General features: G+C 31.1%; 18 protein-coding genes. 17 read left to right on the top strand and 1 reads right to left on the bottom strand.

Going from position 1 to position 16,964, the window contains the following annotated elements; translation table 11 throughout:
- Positions 1-22 precede the first annotated feature (22 nt).
- Complete coding sequence (locus AB3K27_RS17420; RefSeq protein ID WP_368488622.1) at positions 23-1,336, bottom strand: SH3 domain-containing protein; 1,314 nt, start codon at positions 1,334-1,336, stop codon at positions 23-25.
- Between the two features lie 371 nt (positions 1,337-1,707).
- Between AB3K27_RS17420 and AB3K27_RS17415 the strand changes: the two genes are divergently transcribed.
- The 17 genes from AB3K27_RS17415 (at position 1,708) to AB3K27_RS17335 (ending at position 16,804) form a co-directional block, all read left to right on the top strand.
- Entirely contained in the window at positions 1,708-1,860 is a 153-nt protein-coding gene (locus AB3K27_RS17415; protein ID WP_368488621.1) for a hypothetical protein, read from the top strand.
- 164 nt (positions 1,861-2,024) lie between these two features.
- Positions 2,025-3,035 carry a 3-deoxy-7-phosphoheptulonate synthase gene (gene aroF / locus AB3K27_RS17410; RefSeq protein ID WP_368488620.1) on the top strand — a complete coding sequence of 337 codons (1,011 nt, stop codon included), beginning with the start codon at positions 2,025-2,027 and terminating at the stop codon, positions 3,033-3,035.
- Between the two features lie 26 nt (positions 3,036-3,061).
- On the top strand, positions 3,062-3,934 hold the full coding sequence (locus AB3K27_RS17405) for a prephenate dehydrogenase (RefSeq protein ID WP_368488619.1): 873 nt from the start codon (positions 3,062-3,064) through the stop codon (positions 3,932-3,934).
- Positions 3,935-3,939: 5 nt separating this feature from the next.
- Positions 3,940-5,019, top strand: coding sequence for a 3-dehydroquinate synthase (gene aroB / locus AB3K27_RS17400; protein WP_368488618.1), 1,080 nt, complete (start codon positions 3,940-3,942; stop codon positions 5,017-5,019).
- Between the two features lie 40 nt (positions 5,020-5,059).
- Entirely contained in the window at positions 5,060-6,340 is a 1,281-nt protein-coding gene (gene aroA, locus AB3K27_RS17395; protein WP_368488617.1) for a 3-phosphoshikimate 1-carboxyvinyltransferase, read from the top strand.
- The gene (aroC, locus tag AB3K27_RS17390) at positions 6,318-7,400 is read left to right on the top strand and encodes a chorismate synthase (protein ID WP_368488616.1); all 1,083 of its coding nucleotides are present in this window, start codon (positions 6,318-6,320) and stop codon (positions 7,398-7,400) included. Before aroA ends, aroC begins: the two co-directional genes overlap by 23 nt.
- Before the next feature lie 28 nt (positions 7,401-7,428).
- The gene (pheA, locus tag AB3K27_RS17385) at positions 7,429-8,571 is read left to right on the top strand and encodes a prephenate dehydratase (RefSeq protein ID WP_368488615.1); all 1,143 of its coding nucleotides are present in this window, start codon (positions 7,429-7,431) and stop codon (positions 8,569-8,571) included.
- 31 nt (positions 8,572-8,602) lie between these two features.
- On the top strand, positions 8,603-9,409 hold the full coding sequence (gene aroE, locus AB3K27_RS17380; protein ID WP_368488614.1) for a shikimate dehydrogenase: 807 nt from the start codon (positions 8,603-8,605) through the stop codon (positions 9,407-9,409).
- Between the two features lie 82 nt (positions 9,410-9,491).
- Positions 9,492-10,001, top strand: coding sequence for a shikimate kinase (locus AB3K27_RS17375; protein ID WP_368488613.1), 510 nt, complete (start codon positions 9,492-9,494; stop codon positions 9,999-10,001).
- Between the two features lie 149 nt (positions 10,002-10,150).
- Positions 10,151-10,582: a hypothetical protein gene (locus AB3K27_RS17370; RefSeq protein WP_368488612.1), complete on the top strand. Its 432-nt coding sequence runs from the start codon at positions 10,151-10,153 to the stop codon at positions 10,580-10,582.
- 31 nt (positions 10,583-10,613) lie between these two features.
- On the top strand, positions 10,614-11,279 hold the full coding sequence (locus tag AB3K27_RS17365; RefSeq protein ID WP_368488611.1) for a murein L,D-transpeptidase family protein: 666 nt from the start codon (positions 10,614-10,616) through the stop codon (positions 11,277-11,279).
- A gap of 102 nt (positions 11,280-11,381) precedes the next feature.
- Entirely contained in the window at positions 11,382-12,140 is a 759-nt protein-coding gene (locus AB3K27_RS17360; protein ID WP_368488610.1) for a YncE family protein, read from the top strand.
- 166 nt (positions 12,141-12,306) lie between these two features.
- Positions 12,307-12,579: a metal-sensing transcriptional repressor gene (locus AB3K27_RS17355; RefSeq protein WP_011989363.1), complete on the top strand. Its 273-nt coding sequence runs from the start codon at positions 12,307-12,309 to the stop codon at positions 12,577-12,579.
- Between the two features lie 11 nt (positions 12,580-12,590).
- Positions 12,591-14,846 carry a heavy metal translocating P-type ATPase gene (locus tag AB3K27_RS17350; protein ID WP_368488609.1) on the top strand — a complete coding sequence of 752 codons (2,256 nt, stop codon included), beginning with the start codon at positions 12,591-12,593 and terminating at the stop codon, positions 14,844-14,846.
- A gap of 67 nt (positions 14,847-14,913) precedes the next feature.
- Positions 14,914-15,147: a heavy-metal-associated domain-containing protein gene (locus AB3K27_RS17345; protein ID WP_368488608.1), complete on the top strand. Its 234-nt coding sequence runs from the start codon at positions 14,914-14,916 to the stop codon at positions 15,145-15,147.
- 133 nt (positions 15,148-15,280) lie between these two features.
- The gene (locus AB3K27_RS17340) at positions 15,281-15,409 is read left to right on the top strand and encodes a hypothetical protein (protein WP_368488607.1); all 129 of its coding nucleotides are present in this window, start codon (positions 15,281-15,283) and stop codon (positions 15,407-15,409) included.
- An 18-nt stretch (positions 15,410-15,427) separates the two neighbouring features.
- Positions 15,428-16,804, top strand: coding sequence for a phosphomannomutase/phosphoglucomutase (locus AB3K27_RS17335; RefSeq protein WP_368488606.1), 1,377 nt, complete (start codon positions 15,428-15,430; stop codon positions 16,802-16,804).
- Positions 16,805-16,964 lie beyond the last annotated feature (160 nt).

The raw sequence follows: 16,964 nt of genomic DNA, 5'->3' as shown, positions 1-16,964 counted from the left end.
TTCTTTTTTAATCAAAATAATATTATATTTTGATATAGTCTGAATGGACATATCCAACTGTAGAGCCCCATTGTACTTTATACCATTGACCTTCAGTACCTAAAATTGTAACATTACTTCCATTATGTAGTGTAGTAAGGACACGGCCTGTCCAAGGATTATTTCTCAAATTTAATACAGAAGAACTGTTACTTAAAGTTACCGTTCCAGTTTGGCTGCTAGTTGATGATTGGCTTGTAGAGGTATTTGTAGCTGCCATATTAGATGTAGTTACAGTTTGTGAAGTGCTTATATAACTTGAATATACATATCCTGTAGTACCATTTACAGATACTTTATACCAGCTTCCATTGGATTCTAAAATATTTACAGCTGTCCCGTTAGGAAGGGAAGATATTATATTGCCCTGAGGTGCACTTCTCAAGTTTAATGTAGAAGAGGCAGTGCTTAATTTAACATATCCTGAACTTATAGAAGTACTGCTCCCAGAAGTCTGTGTTGATGAGTTAGAAGAAAGCTGTTGACTTGCATTGTTAGTAGTACTGGTACCTAAACTTATATAATTAGAACTAACGTATCCGTAAGAAGAATTTAATTTGATTTTATACCAATCACCAACAGTCCCTACTATTTGAACTGTTTCTCCTTTTTTTAAATAGTTTAATATTGAAAAAGAAGTACCTGCTCCATTTCTTATATTTAAAACTGAACTACTATTTGATATATTTACCACTCCACTTTGGTAAGTACCATTACTTACAGGTTGGTATGTATTTGTAGGAGAACCGCTGCTTTGATTAGAATTAGAACCGGAAGATGTAGTACCTTCACCTACATATATGTATCCTTTAAGATATAAATTTCCTCTGTTCTTTATAGCTTCTTTTGAAATAGTTTTTACATTTCCATCATAGCTTCCTCTTACACTAAAGTTACCTTCGTTAAAATATATAGTATCTCCATCTACTTTTTCCACAAATCCAACATGTCCATAACCTACGGAGCCACCTCCCCATACAATTATGGAATTTGCCTTTGGTTCTGAACCATAGGAGTATACGTTATCTTTAGCATTAACATACCACCAATCCACTGCATTACCATAAAATTCTGAAGGAAGTGCAATTCCCAATTTTTCAAGAACACGTCCATAAGTAAACCAGGTGCATTGACCTGTATATCCACATTTGGCAAATATATTTCCAGATGCAGTATATGCACTGCTTTGTATATTTGGTAAATCTCCAGCAGCATGTACAGTATTTACTACATTCTTGCTACTCATGATAGCTGTTGAAATAAAAAAAGCAAATACTAGTTTTTTAGATCTATTCATGCTTGTGTACCCCCTGAAAAATATAATATAAACTAAAATAAAATTTAATAAATAGATAAACTTTTAATAATTATCGTAGTTTAACAAAGAACATTTAATGTAATTATACCATTTTTTTTTATATTATTCCATGTTATAGTTGAAATTTTTTTAATTTATTTTGTAATTTTATAAAAAATTGTATTTTTATAAAATTACAAAATATAAAAATTTACTGTTGACATAGAGATAAAAAATGTTATAATTAAGAACAAATAGAATATATCACTTTACAGGATTAAATTAAAACTCTTGTGAATGTTTTGTTTAAGTGTTTTTTAGATGTTTTATAAACTTATTGTAATGGTAATTGTTTATGGAGGTTAGGTGCAATGGAAAATATCATTGGAAGGGAAAAAGAAGCAGTAGTAAATAATAATTCATATTATTTTAACTTTACTTTTAGCTGGGGCTATTTTTATTTTAGCGCTGGTTATGTTTGCTTCCCTAAAAAATTAAAATCTCCTTCTGATGAGTTAGGATAATTATAAAAATGCATGATTAAATAAATTTTATATACAGTGTGTATTTAGTTAATTCAAACAAGGCTCATTAGAGCCTTGTTTTTTATTTTAAAAATAACTTCTAAAGCTAGCATAGAAGTTATCCTATAATTTTAAAGTGTTCAAAAATTTAAGGAGGAACTGAGATGATAGTAATTATGAGTCCAAAAACACCGACAGAAGAAATAATCATATTAAAACAAAAAATTGAATCAGAAAATAATGTTTCTATAAATGTAATACAGGGAAAAGAATATTGTATAATGGGACTGATTGGGGATACTACAAAAGTTGATGCAAGTAAAATAAGAGCCAATGAGTTTGTAGAAAATGTAGAAAAGGTTCAACAACCTTACAAATTAGTTAACAGATTGTTTCATCCAGAAGATACTGTAATTAAGGTAAAAGATGCATCTATAGGTGGAGAAAAACTGGCAGTTATAGCAGGCCCTTGCTCTGTAGAAAGTGAAGAACAAATAGTGGAAATTGCAAAGGATGTAAAAGAAAGCGGTGCTAAATTTTTAAGAGGAGGTGCTTTCAAGCCAAGGACATCACCTTACAGCTTTCAAGGACTTGGAAACGAAGGATTGGAACTCTTAAAAATAGCAAGGCAGGAAACAGGACTTCCCATAGTTACAGAAATTATGTCTGAAGATATGATAGATAAGTTTGTAGAAGATGTAGATGTAATACAAGTAGGTGCAAGAAATATGCAGAATTTTGAACTCTTAAAACAACTAGGAAAAACTAAAAAGCCGATTCTTTTAAAAAGGGGATTGTCTTCTACAATTGAAGAACTTTTAATGTCTGCAGAATATATAATGTCTGAGGGAAATGAAAATGTAATACTCTGTGAGAGAGGAATAAGAACTTTTGAAACCTATACTAGAAATACTTTAGACTTAAGTGCTATTCCTGCTATAAAAAAATTAAGTCACCTTCCTATAATAGTTGATCCAAGTCATGCTGCAGGACTTTGGTGGATGGTAGAACCCCTTGCAAAGGCCGCAGTGGCGGTAGGTGCAGATGGACTTATGATTGAAGTTCATAATGATCCTGCCAATGCAAAATGTGATGGACAGCAATCTATAAAACCAAAAGTGTTTCGAAATATTATGAAAGACATAAATAAAATGATAGATGTTATAAAACTATAGAGTATATGCTGAAGGAGGAAATATAAGTGGAAGATTGTGACTTTAATATTAATATAGCTGTTGTAGGTATGGGACTTATTGGAGGCTCTTATGCTATGGCTCTCAGAGACTTGAAGCCTAAATGTATTATTGGAATAGATAAGGATAAATATGCTTTAAAAAGTGCTTTAAATGATGGAATTGTAGATAGGGTTTATGAAAGTGGAGGAGATTTTCTTAAGCAAATGGATCTTGTTATAATAGCCCTTTACCCTAAAGATACAATTGAATTCATAAAAAATAATTTACAGTATTTAAAAAAAGGCACGCTTATAACAGACACTTCCGGTATAAAGCAAAATATAGTAGAGAGTGTAAATTCATTTTTGCCTGAATATTTAGAATTTATTCCTGGACATCCTATGGCAGGAAAGGAATCTATGGGTATAAAGTGGGCATCTAAAGATATTTTTAAAGGGGCCAATTATATAATAACTCCCGGGGGAAAAAATACTTCCCGGGGGCTTCAGAAAATAGATAAAATGGCAAGAGCTATAGGCTGTAGTAATGTGACCTATGTAAGTCCAGAGGAGCACGACAGGATAGTTACTTTTACAAGTCAACTTCCCCATGTTATAGCTGTATCTCTTATGAATTCACATAGGGAAGATTATAAAGATAATATAGAATTATTCACCGGGGGAAGCTTTAAAGATGCTACTAGAGTAGCACAGATTAATTCTAAATTATGGACTGAATTATTTATTATGAATTCAGATAATCTCATAGAGGAAATAGAAAGTTTTCAAAGAAGCATGGAGATATTGAAGAAAGCTATAATGACTAAAGATGTAAGTACTATGAAATGTATTTTTGAAAAGTCCATGTCAAAAAGAAAAGAATTAGTTAAAGGACAGTGATTTGCATGAAGGCTATTGATATTAATGTTAAAGAAAAAAATTATAGGATATATATAAAAAAAGATGTATTAAGTTCCATTGGAGAAAAATTAAGACCTATTTATCAGGGTAAAAGTATAGCGATAATTACTGATACAAATGTAGAAAAACTGTATATGAAAATATTAAAAAAGTCTCTTTTAGACAGCGGATTTACAGTGAAAATTATATCTATAGAACCAGGAGAAAAGAGTAAAAATTTAGCTACACTGGAAAGGGTATATGGAGAACTGTGTAAATTTCAGATAAGGAGAAAAGATATAATAATTTCTCTAGGAGGTGGAGTAGTGGGAGATCTTTCAGGTTTTGCTGCTTCAACTTACTTAAGAGGTATAAATTATATTCAAGTACCTACTTCTCTTTTGGCACAGGTAGATAGTAGTATAGGTGGAAAAGTGGCTGTGGACTTACCCTGGGGTAAGAATTTGGTAGGAAGTTTTTATCATCCAGATGCTGTATTTATAGATCCAAATGTACTTCTATCTTTAAATGATAAATTTTTCAGTGATGGAATGGGGGAAGTTATAAAATACGGATTTATAAAAGATAAGGGTATTTTAAAACGACTAGATTTCTGTAAGAATAAGGATGAAATTTTAGAATATATTGAGGATATAATATATAAGTGCTGTAACATAAAGAAAGAGTTGGTAGAAAAAGATGAGAGAGATTTAGGAGAAAGGATGATGCTAAATTTTGGTCATACGCTGGCACATGGCATAGAAAAATATTATGATTATGGCAAATATAGTCATGGAGAAGCTGTTGCTATAGGTATGGCATATATAACAAATAGGACTGAAAAAATGAATATAACCAAAAAAGGAACTTATGACTATATGAAAGGTATATTGAAGAAATATGGACTTCCAATAGATATGCCGGATATGGATAAACAAACTCTTGTTAACTCTATAGCTCTCGATAAAAAGTCTTCGGGAGATAAAATAAATATCATAGTTATAGAAGAAGCAGGAAAATGTAAAATAATGAAAATAAAATTATCAGATGTATATGAATTTCTATTTTCTGGAGATATTATATAGGACAATTTTTAGTTAAAAATAGATAAAAAGGGGACAATCTATGAAATATATATCAATAAATCCAACTAAATTAGAGGGCCAGGTAAGGGTTCCACCTTCAAAAAGTGTATGCCATAGGGCTTTAATATGTGCTTCTTTGAGCAATGGTATAAGTAATATAACTAATGTAGATTTTTCGGAAGATATAGAAGCTACTTGTAATGCTTTAAAAAGTTTAGGTGTAATTATAGAAAAAGGCAGTAGTTCGTTAACCATAAAGGGAAATCCAAGTTTATATGTAAAAGAACCTAATATACACTGTTTTCAGTCTGGCTCTACATTAAGATTTTTAATACCTTTGGCTGCAACTCTAGGTAAAGAAATAACTTTTACAGGGGACGGAAAGTTAGTAGAAAGGCCTTTAAATGTGTACTACGATATATTTGAAAGTCAAAAAATTTATTATAAAACAGAGGACGGAAAGCTGCCTTTAACTATAAATGGAAGGTTAAAACCAGGAAATTATAAAGTCAGTGGGGATGTAAGCTCCCAATTTATAACAGGTCTTCTCTTTGCACTTCCTCTTTTAGAAGGAGATTCAAAAATAGAGATAACTACAGAATTGGAGTCTAAATCCTATGTGGATATTACTATTGATATGCTAGATAAATTTGGAATTTACATAGACGGAAGCAGTTATAGAGAATTTATAATTAAAGGCAATCAAACTTATAAAGGAGTAGATTGTAATATAGAAGGAGATTTTTCTCAAGTAGCATTTTGGCTTGTTATGGGTGCCCTTGGCAAGGGAATCACATGTAGGGGGCTTGATATGGATTCTCTTCAAGGAGATAGAATTATAGTACATATACTGAAGAATATGGGAGTAGAAATTGAGGAAAAGGAAAATTGTATAGAGGTTAAACCTTCTAAGACTTCAGGTGTTGTTATTGATGTTTCCCAATGTCCGGATCTTGTACCTGTTCTTGCAGCATTAGCTTCTGTAAGCCATGGAACTACTGAAATTATAAATGCAGCAAGACTTAGGATTAAAGAATCAGATAGACTAAAGGCAATAACTTCTGAATTGAATAAAATTGGGGCAGAAGTAATAGAAGAAGAGGATTGCCTTATAATACATGGAAAAGAAAAGCTTAAAGGGGGAAATGTTAACAGCTGGAAAGATCATAGGATAGCCATGGCACTGGCAGCGGTGTCATCAAAATGTACAGAGCCTTTAGTAATAGAGGGAGCTGAATGTGTGAAAAAGTCCTATCCGGGTTTTTGGGAAGATTTTAGAAGTTTAGGAGGGGAAATAGATGAGTGGAGTGTGGGGAAGTAAAATAAAATTATCTATTTTTGGAGAATCACATGGAAAAGCTATAGGAATAGTTATAGATGGACTAAAACCAGGAATTGAAATTGATATGGAATATATAAAAAATGAAATGAAGAGAAGAGCTCCAGGAGATAGTCCTCTTTCTACCCCGAGAAGAGAAACGGATAAATTTGATATCTTAAGTGGCTATTTTAATGGAAGAACTACAGGTACACCACTTTCAGCAATTATATTAAATAATAATACCCGCTCTCGTGATTATGAAAAAACTGCAAGTCTTTTAAGACCTGGTCATGCAGATTTTACTGGTAATGTAAGGTATAGAGGGTTTAATGACTATAGAGGTGGAGGACATTTTTCAGGAAGAATAACAGCACCTTTGGTTTTTGCAGGTGCCATATGTAAAAAAATACTGGAAGATAAGGGAATATTAATAGGGAGCCATATAAAAAGCATAGGTACAATTGAAGATGGAAGTTATTTTAATCCTGTTTCTATAAGTGAGGAGAGCATTGTTAAACTTTCAAAGAGTAAATTTCCTGTATTGGATGGAGTAAAAGGCAAAGAGATGGAAAAGTGCATTTTAAAAGTAAAAGAGGAAGGAGATTCTGTAGGAGGAGTTATAGAAACTGCAGTAGTAAATTTACCAGCAGGTATAGGAGAGCCCTTTTTCGATTCTGTAGAGAGCAGTATTGCACATTTGTTATTTTCTGTTCCTGCAGTTAAAGGGGTAGAATTTGGTGAGGGTTTTAACATAACTACTATGAAAGGTTCTGAAGCTAATGATGAATATTACCTGTCAGAAGATGATATAATGAAAACTTACACAAATAATAACGGGGGAATTTTAGGGGGAATTACAAATGGAATGCCTGTTATATTTAGAACAGCTATAAAGCCCACTCCTTCTATATCAAAAACCCAAAAAACTGTAGATATAAATAAAAAACAAAATACATTTCTAAAAATAGAAGGAAGGCATGATCCATGTATTGTACCTAGGGCTGTACCTGTGGTTGAAGCAGTGGCGGCTATAGGAATATTGAGTTTAATGGAATATTGAATTTTACATTATTTATGGAGGTAGTATTTTGGAAAGTTTAGATTATTTGAGAGATAAAATAGATAAGATTGATGGTGAAATGATTAAGCTTTTTCAGGAAAGAATGGATATAGTCTGTAAAGTAGCAGAGTATAAAAAAAAGAATGATATGGATATAATGGACAAAAGTCGGGAAGAAAATGTAATACAAACTCAATTAAAAAGGCTTGAGAATAAATCCATAGAAAAAGAAACGAAAATTTTTCTAAAAGAAATTATGAAAATAAGTAGAAATTTTCAAAAGAAAAGTTTTGGAAGTTCATGTTATACAAATAAGGAATGTTTAAATGTAAAAAAATATGATAAATCATGTAAAGTAGGATTTCAAGGGGTATTGGCTTCATTTAGTCATGAGGCTCTAATTGACTATTTCGGACATGAAGCTGAAGCTTTAAATTTTGACACCTTTAAAGATGTATTTCAAGGATTAAAGGATGGAAAAATAAATTATGGTGTGCTACCTATCGAGAATTCTTCTACGGGAGGAATTTTAGAGGTATATGATTTACTCCGTGATTATGGATTTTATATAGTAGGAGAAAAATGTATTAAGGTTAATCATAATTTATTGGGAGTAAAAGGAGCTTCTCTTAATGATATAAAAGAGGTTTATTCCCATAGTCAAGCTTTTATGCAAAGCAGTAGATTTTTGGATAAACATAAAAACTGGCGTCTCATACCTTATCTTAATACAGCTAGAAGTGCTAAATATGTAAGTGAAGAAAATGATAAAAGTAGGGCATCTATAGCCAGTAAGAAAGCAGCTGAACTTTATGGCTTAGAAATATTAAGTGAAAATATAAATTATAATACTAACAATTATACCAGATTCATAATAATAAGTAGAAATGAAGAATGTAATAAGAATGAAAACAAAATTAGTATATTGATTACTTTGCCTCATGAACCTGGAAGTCTATATAAAGTGCTTAAATATTTTGAAGAAAACAATCTGAACATGACTAAAATTGAGTCTAGACCTATGGTAGATAGATCATGGCAGTATTTTTTCTATATTGATTTCTATGGCAATATTTTAGAGCAAAATACTCAAGAAGCTTTAAGAGGAATAGAAAATGAAAGTGTTTATTTTAAATTATTGGGTAAGTATAAAGGAGATTGTATAATCTAATATTGTATTTTAAATTAGGCGGTGTTTTAATATGAGTAATTTTTATGGACTTATAGGTGCCAAGTTAGGGCATAGTTTCTCTCCGTTAATACACGAAATGATATTAAATAAAATAAATTTACAGGGTAAATATAATTTGTTCGAAATAGAATCACAGAATTTAGGAGGAGCAATTGCAGCACTAAAGATTCTGGGATGCAGGGGTATAAATATAACTATACCTTATAAAATTAAAATTATGAAGTACATGGATTATGTATCTGAAGAAGCATTAAAGATAGGATCAGTAAACACTGTACAATTTGTAGATAATAAGTTAAAGGCATACAATACAGATTATTATGGATTTGGAATGACTTTAAAAAGATATAAAATAAATGTGTTTAATAAAGATGTAGTGATATTGGGAACGGGTGGGGCTTCTAAAGCTGTACTAAGATATAGCATGGATAAGGGTGCAAAATCTATTATATATGTAAGCAGAAAACCTAAGAATATATCCAATGCTGAAGTAGATGTTATTTCTTATGAACAGTTGCATCACATAAAAGATGGAGACATTATAATAAATTCTACTCCCTGTGGAATGTATCCCCAGATAGATACTTGTGCTGTAGATAGAGAAATTTTAAGTAAGTTTAATACAGCTGTGGATTTAGTGTACAATCCACAGGAAACTATGTTTTTGAAAATAGGAAAAAAGTTAGGTCTGAAGGCAGCCAATGGATTATATATGCTGGTAGCTCAGGCAGTGGCTGCCCAACAGATTTGGCAGGGTAGAGAGGTATCCCTGGAAACTTTAGACGAGATATATTATAAATTATTAAATATACAGTGATGAATCAGAATATTAAAATAATTAACTTGTTTTTGAAAATTCGATAAATTTTATGATTTAGAATTGAGGAGGAGCTTATTTTATGAAAAAACAAATTAAAAATATAGTTATTATAGGGATGCCAGGTTGTGGCAAAACCACAATTGGAAAGTTGATATCATCTAAGTTAAATAAAAAGTTTGTAGATTTAGATGATTATATAGTAGATAAGGCAGAATGTACTATTCCAGAAATTTTTCAAAAGGGAGAAGAACATTTTAGAAATATAGAATCGGAAGTGGTAGGAGAAGTCAGCATGGAAGAGGATATGGTAATATCTACCGGTGGAGGAGTAATAAAAAGGCAGAAAAATATTGTAAATCTTAAAAAAAATGGGGTTGTGTTTTTTGTGGATAGGCCTTTAGAAAATATAGTTAATGATGTGGATATTTCAACTAGACCTCTCTTGAAAAATGGTACGGGGGAAATAGAAAAACTTTTTAAAGATAGATATGAAATATACAATAGTTGCTGTGACTTTTCAGTAGATAATATATGTGATATTGAAAAAGTTGCAGATGATATAGTGGAAATTTATAAAAATTGTATGTAGGTATAGATAAAAGCTAATGACAATAAATTTTGTTGTTGGCTTTTTATCATAATTTTTATAAAAAGAGTAATATGATAATATATAATATTGTTATGAGGAGGATAAAAGTCACTTGAACAGTTAAGGGTTTGAACTAGGAGAGGATATTTATGGAAAAGTTAAAGGGTATTTTAACTGAGATTGTAGTTATAATTGTCATATTATTTATTATATCTATAGCAGCTCTTGTGGATTTTAGGTTAAAAGATTCTAATTCAACTTCAGAGGCAGTAGGAGATATGTATACTAGCCTTGAACAGCAAAAAAAAGAAATAACTTATTTAGGGGATGATATAAAAAAGAAGGGTGAGGAGCTAAAAAATTTAAAGTATAAAATGAATAATGTAAAGTCAAGTGGAGGAGATGAATGGAATGATTTGGTGATAGAATATAATAGTAAATTAAATGAATATAATAAGAAAATAAATGAATATAGTGAAAAAGTAAAAAAGTATGATGAAGGACATGAGCAGTATGAGAAAATGAAACAAAAAAATGAAAATATAATAAAATGGTTTAAAACACTAATTGGAATAGATTGATAAAAATATAAATAAAAAGTGAAGTGGGCATATGAAAGATAAAAACAGATTTTTTCCTTTTGTATTTTTAATTTTTGGTATAATTCTAATATTAACTATATCTTTAGTATCTGTAAAAAGATATATTAAACAGAGTAAAAGTGAAAATAATTTTAAAAATGTTCTTTTAAAGGAAAAAGCAGAAGAAAATAATGATGAGAAAAAGTTATTTTTTAAAAAACCTGAAAAGTTTCCAGGTACAACTTCAATAAAAATATATAAAGAGAGAAGAGTAATGGAACTTTACGGTGATAATGAGTTAATAGGGAGATTTAAAATGGCATTGGGAAGGGTTCCTGAAGGTAAAAAGCAAAAAGAAGGAGATAATAAGACTCCTGAAGGGAATTATTACATATGCTATATAAATTCCGAAACTAAGTATAATTATTTTTTAGGAATAAGTTATCCTAATATTGAGGATGCACGAAGGGGGTTAAATGAAGGTATCATAGATAAAAATACCTTTGAAAGAATTAAAAAGGCTATAGAGAATAAGGAGCAACCACCCTGGAATACTCCTCTTGGAGGAACCATAGGTATACATGGAGGGGGTGCAGAATATAATTGGACCTATGGCTGTATTGCCCTATCAGATAATGATATGGATATATTAAAACAGTATGTCTTTGTTAAGACTCTTGTACAAATATATAAGTAATTTTGATTTGTAAAATTTTTTATTTATGTATGAAAATAAGAATATATACGGTAAAAAAGGCACAAAATAAAAAAAGAAGAATATTTAAAAAAGGTGGTGCTTATGATAAAGCATAAATTATATAGAGTCTCATTTATATTGGTTTTATTTATACTATTTTTCAGCGGAGCATTTATAACTATGGAATATAGAACTAGATCACTGGCTAAAGATGCAAATGATTCCAGAAGCTATTATTTTATAATAGGAGGAAAAGATACTATTTATAAGATGGATTCAGTTACCAATCAAATTGTAAATGAAATCAAAGTAGAAGGTCAGCCACAGGATATAAAAGTTTCAGCAGATGGAAGTACATTAGTGGTAATTGTGTTAAATGCTAAAGATGAAAATGATGAAGGGTATATTCTATTTTATAATATCAAAGACAGCAAATTTATAAGAAAAATCCAGGTTGGGAAACATCCATCTCGGGTTGCATTCACTACTAATAAAAAATATATAATGGTGAGTAATACTGAAAGTAATAATATATCTTTAATTGATGGTAAAAATTATACAATACTGCAGTCTATAGCAGTGGGGAGAGAACCACAGGGATTTTGTATATCAAAAGATGGTAATTATTGCTATGTGGCAAATACTGGGGAAGATACTGTAAGTGTATTGGATATGACAATATTTAAAAGTATAAAAAAAATAAGGGTAGGAAGGTATCCTACAGATATTTTATTAAACAAGGATAATGGAAATATAATGGTAACTTTAAGTAAGGAGAAGTCCGTAGCTCTCATAAATCCTCATACAGAAGATATTCAAAAAGTAAGTTTGCATAATAGTCCAACAAGTATTTGTAATTAAATATTTTTCCAGTTTAATTTTTAAAAAATACTATGAAAAGTTTCTTATAGGGTTTATAATGAATGTATAGTAATAAAAGATACAATAAAATTTAAACGTAATATTAAATGTTTAAATTTTATATTTTTATAAAATACCCACCCCACCAGGGTGGGGGGAGGTAAATATGAATGAAGAAAAAAAGAAAGCATTTCAGGCATTAAAGACTTCAAAAGGTCAGATTGAAGGCATAATGAAAATGATAGAAAATGGAAGGTACTGTATTGACATATCAAATCAAATAATAGCGGCTCAGGCGCTTTTAAAAAGAGCTAATTTGCTTATATTAAAACAACATTTAAATCACTGCGTAAAAGAAGCTTTTCTACAAAATACTGGAGAAGAAAAAGTGGAAGAAATAGTTGACTTATTAGGAAAATTATTAGATAAAAATGGATAGGAGGGTAAAGAATGAAGGATGAAATATTAAAGATAGAAGGAATGAGCTGTGCGGCTTGTGTAAGAGCGGTAGAAAGGGCAGTAAAAAAAGTGGATGGAGTTGAAAGTGCAGGTGTTAACTTTGCTACTGAAAAGTTAACTGTAAGTTTTGATCAATCAAAAACCACACTTTCAGATATAAAAACTGCCGTAGAAAAGGCAGGATATAAAGCATTGGGTGAAATTGAAAGTTTGGATGTTCATGAGGAAAGTAAACAGAAAGAAATTCAGAAATTAAAACAGCGAGTTGTAATATCTGCTGTATTTACAGTTCCACTGCTTATCGTAGCCATGGGACCTATGATAGCTCAGCAGTTGAATACAATGCCTCCTTCTATTATAGATCCCATGGTACATCAAAAAATATTTGCAATAATTCAGTTGTTGTTGGTACTACCTGTAATGATAATAGGAAGAAGTTATTTTATAATAGGTTTCAAATCTTTATTTAGAAAAAATCCTAATATGGATTCTCTTATAGCCATAGGAACCTCTGCAGCATTTTTGTACAGTTTTTCTTCCATAGTAAGTATGTTCTATAATGAAAGCCATTATCATTATCATCTATATTTTGAATCTGCGGGAGTTATACTTACTCTTATAACTTTAGGTAAATATCTTGAGAGTATAGCTAAAGGAAAGACCTGTGAAGCCATAAAAAAGCTTATGAATCTTACACCTAAAACTGCCAACATAGTAAAGAATGGAAAACAGGTTGAAATCGCAATCGATGAAGTGGAAGTAGGAGATGTGGTTGTAGTAAAGCCTGGAGAAAAAATTCCTGTAGATGGAGAAGTTATAGAAGGACTTACTTCTGTGGACGAATCCATGCTTACAGGAGAAAGCATACCTGTGGAAAAGACTGTTGGCAGTAAAATTATTGGTGCTACTATAAATAAGAATGGTTCTATAAAATATAAAGCTACTAAAGTAGGAAAAGATACTGTACTTTCACGTATAATAAAATTAGTTGAAGAAGCTCAAGGTTCAAAGGCTCCTATAGCAAAGATGGCAGATATAATAGCAGGGTATTTTGTACCTGTAGTTATAATATTGGCTTTAATAGCATCAGTGGGATGGTATGTGTCTGGTCAATCCTTGGTATTTGCAGTGACCATATTTATATCCGTACTTGTGATAGCCTGCCCATGTGCATTGGGACTGGCTACACCTACTGCTATAATGGTAGGTACTGGAAAAGGAGCGGAATATGGTGTTCTTATAAAAAGTGGAGTAGCTTTAGAAATTTCCCATAAGATACAAACTATAGTTTTCGATAAGACGGGTACTATAACTGAAGGAAAACCTAAGGTTACGGACATAATAGTATCAGGGGATATAGAAGAAAACTATTTACTTCAAATAGCTGCATCTGCAGAAAAATCCTCAGAACATTCATTGGGAGAAGCTATTGTAAGAGAAGCTGAAAATAAGAGTATTCAGTTTTTAAAGATAGACTCCTTCATGGCTATACCAGGACAGGGTATTGAAGTATCTATAAAAGATAGTAAAGTGTTTTTAGGAAATAAAAAATTAATGATTGAAAAAAATATTTCCTTGAAAAGTGTGGAGGATATATCACATACGCTTTCTAATGAAGGTAAAACTCCTATGTATATAGCACTTCAGAATAAATTGATAGGTATAATAGCTGTGGCGGATACAGTGAAAGAAAGCAGCAAAAAAGCTATAAGAAGACTTAATTCTTTAGGCATAGAAGTGGCCATGATAACTGGCGATAATAAAAACACAGCTGAGGCTATAGCATCTCAGGTGGGAATTCATAGAGTACTTGCGGAAGTTCTTCCACAGGATAAAGCCAATGAAATAAAAAAGCTTCAAGGGGAAAATAAAAAAGTTGCCATGGTAGGGGATGGAATAAATGATGCACCGGCCCTGGCACAGGCAGATGTTGGAATTGCAATAGGGTCTGGAACAGATGTGGCCATGGAGTCAGCAGATATTGTACTTATGAAAAGTGATTTGATGGATGTGGTTACCGCAATAGATTTAAGCAGGAAAACAATAAAGAATATAAAAGAAAATCTTTTCTGGGCTTTTGGATATAATTCACTTGGTATACCAGTGGCTATGGGAGTACTTTTCATATTTGGAGGCCCTCTTCTAAATCCTATGCTGGCGGCTCTTGCTATGAGTTTTAGTTCAGTGTCAGTTCTTTTAAATGCACTTAGATTAAAAAGATTCAAGCCCAGCATATCAAGTGATTAAGGGGTAATAATTGATTACTAAATTGTTTTAAATCAATTTTAAATAAAATATAAGGAGTGTATTGAACATGTTATTCAAAGGAAAAATAAAAAAAGTAATACATGTAGAGGGAATGACTTGCCAGCATTGTGTTAGCCATGTTAAGTCAGCTTTGGAGTCTATAAAGGGAGTTTCAAATGTTAATGTGAATTTAGATAGTAACACTGCTGTAATAAAATCTTCTACTGAAATTTCTGATTCCAATATAGAAGAAGTTATTAAAGAAGCAGGGTATGAAGTGAAAGGCATAGAAAAAGCCTAATATGTGTTTAGCCGGTACTTGCCAGGCAGATGTAGAGTTTTAATGAATGGAATTGGGTCGGTAATTTATTACCGGCCTAATTTTTATTTAGGTGTATAATATATATGAAAATTAAAATATAGGAGAAGATAATATGGTAGAGCAATTATATAAATTACAAAATGGTACGGATATAAGGGGAGTTGCAACTAAAAATCCAGAAAAAGAGGTTAATTTAACCGTGGAAAGAGTAAGGCTTATAACTAGAGGTTTTATAAAATAGATTAAGAATAAAAAAAATTTGGAAAACAACAAAATAAAAATTGCCATAGGCATGGATTCTAGGTTATCAGGGCCTGAATTCAAGCAATGTATTTGTGAGGAACTTTTAAATTTAGGATGTTATGTATACGATTGTGGGCTTTGCACAACTCCAGCTATGTTTATGACTACAGTGACCGGGAATTACAGGTGTCATGGAGCTATTATGGTAACAGGTAGTCACTTGCCTTATTACTATAATGGATTAAAGTTTTTTACTGAAAGTGGGGGATGTGAAAAAGAAGATATAAAATATATATTAAATGGAGCTTTGGATAAATGGGATGAAAGCGCACATAGTAGAGGAAATATTTATAAGATAGATTTTATTGATGAATACTCTGGTATATTGGTTAAAAAAATTAGAGAAGGTATAAATTCCAAGGTAAATTACAATAAACCGTTTTTAGGGTTTAAGATTATTGTAGATGCAGGAAATGGAGTGGGAGATTTCTTTACAAATAAGGTTTTAGAACCTTTAGGAGCAGAAACTGAGGGAAGTCAGTTTATTGTTCCTGATGGCAGATTTCCAAATCATGTTCCAAATCCTGAAGCTAAAGAAGCTATGTATTCTATTAAAGAGGCGGTTGTTAAAAATAAAGCTGATCTTGGCATAATATTTGATGCGGATGTAGATAGGGCAGCTATTGTAGATGGCAGAGGAAGAGAAATAAATAGAAATGCACTGATAGCCTTAATTTCTGCAATAGTTTTAGAAGAACATCCAAATACTACTATAGTAACGGATTCAGTAACTTCTAATGGATTAAGTGAATTTATTGAAGAATTGGGAGGAAAACATCATAGATTTAAAAGAGGATATAGAAATGTAATAAATGAAGGAATAAGATTAAATAATCAAAATGAAGAATGTTATTTGGCAATGGAAACTTCGGGACATGCAGCCTTTAAAGAAAATTATTTCTTAGATGATGGAGCTTATTTAATAGCTAAGGTGTTAATAAAAATGGCTAGGCTGAATTTAGAAGGCAAAAGTATAGAAAATCTAATACAAAATATGAAAACACCTGTTGAAAGTTTGGAATTTAGATTCAATATTTTAAATGGAAACTTTAAAGAGTATGGGAATAAAATATTGGAAGAATTAAAATTATATATAAAAAAAGTTGAAGGATGGTCTATAGCATCTCGTAATTATGTCAGGGTAAATTGCTGTGAATCCAGAGGAGCCGGTTGGTTTTTACTTAGGTTATCTCTTCATGAACCTGTGCTGTGTTTAAATATCGAATGTGATTTATCAGGTTCTTCAAATATAGTTATAGATAAGTTAAAATCTTTTTTAATAGATTATAAAGAGCTTGATATTACAGGTTTAAGACCCATTGAAATCAAGTAGAACATTTGTATATATATCTAAGTTCATTGAAGAATAAAATTGTTTTATTATGTAGATACATGGTATATTAATTTATACATATTATACTATACAGGCTAATAATGATATACTATAATATATTATAGTATATCACTTATATTTATAAAAATAAAAAGGAGAA

Origin of the sequence: Clostridium sp. BJN0013 (assembly GCF_040939125.1) — a bacterium.
GTDB lineage: Bacteria > Bacillota > Clostridia > Clostridiales > Clostridiaceae > Clostridium_B.
This window is presented reverse-complemented; position numbering and strand designations above follow the sequence as displayed.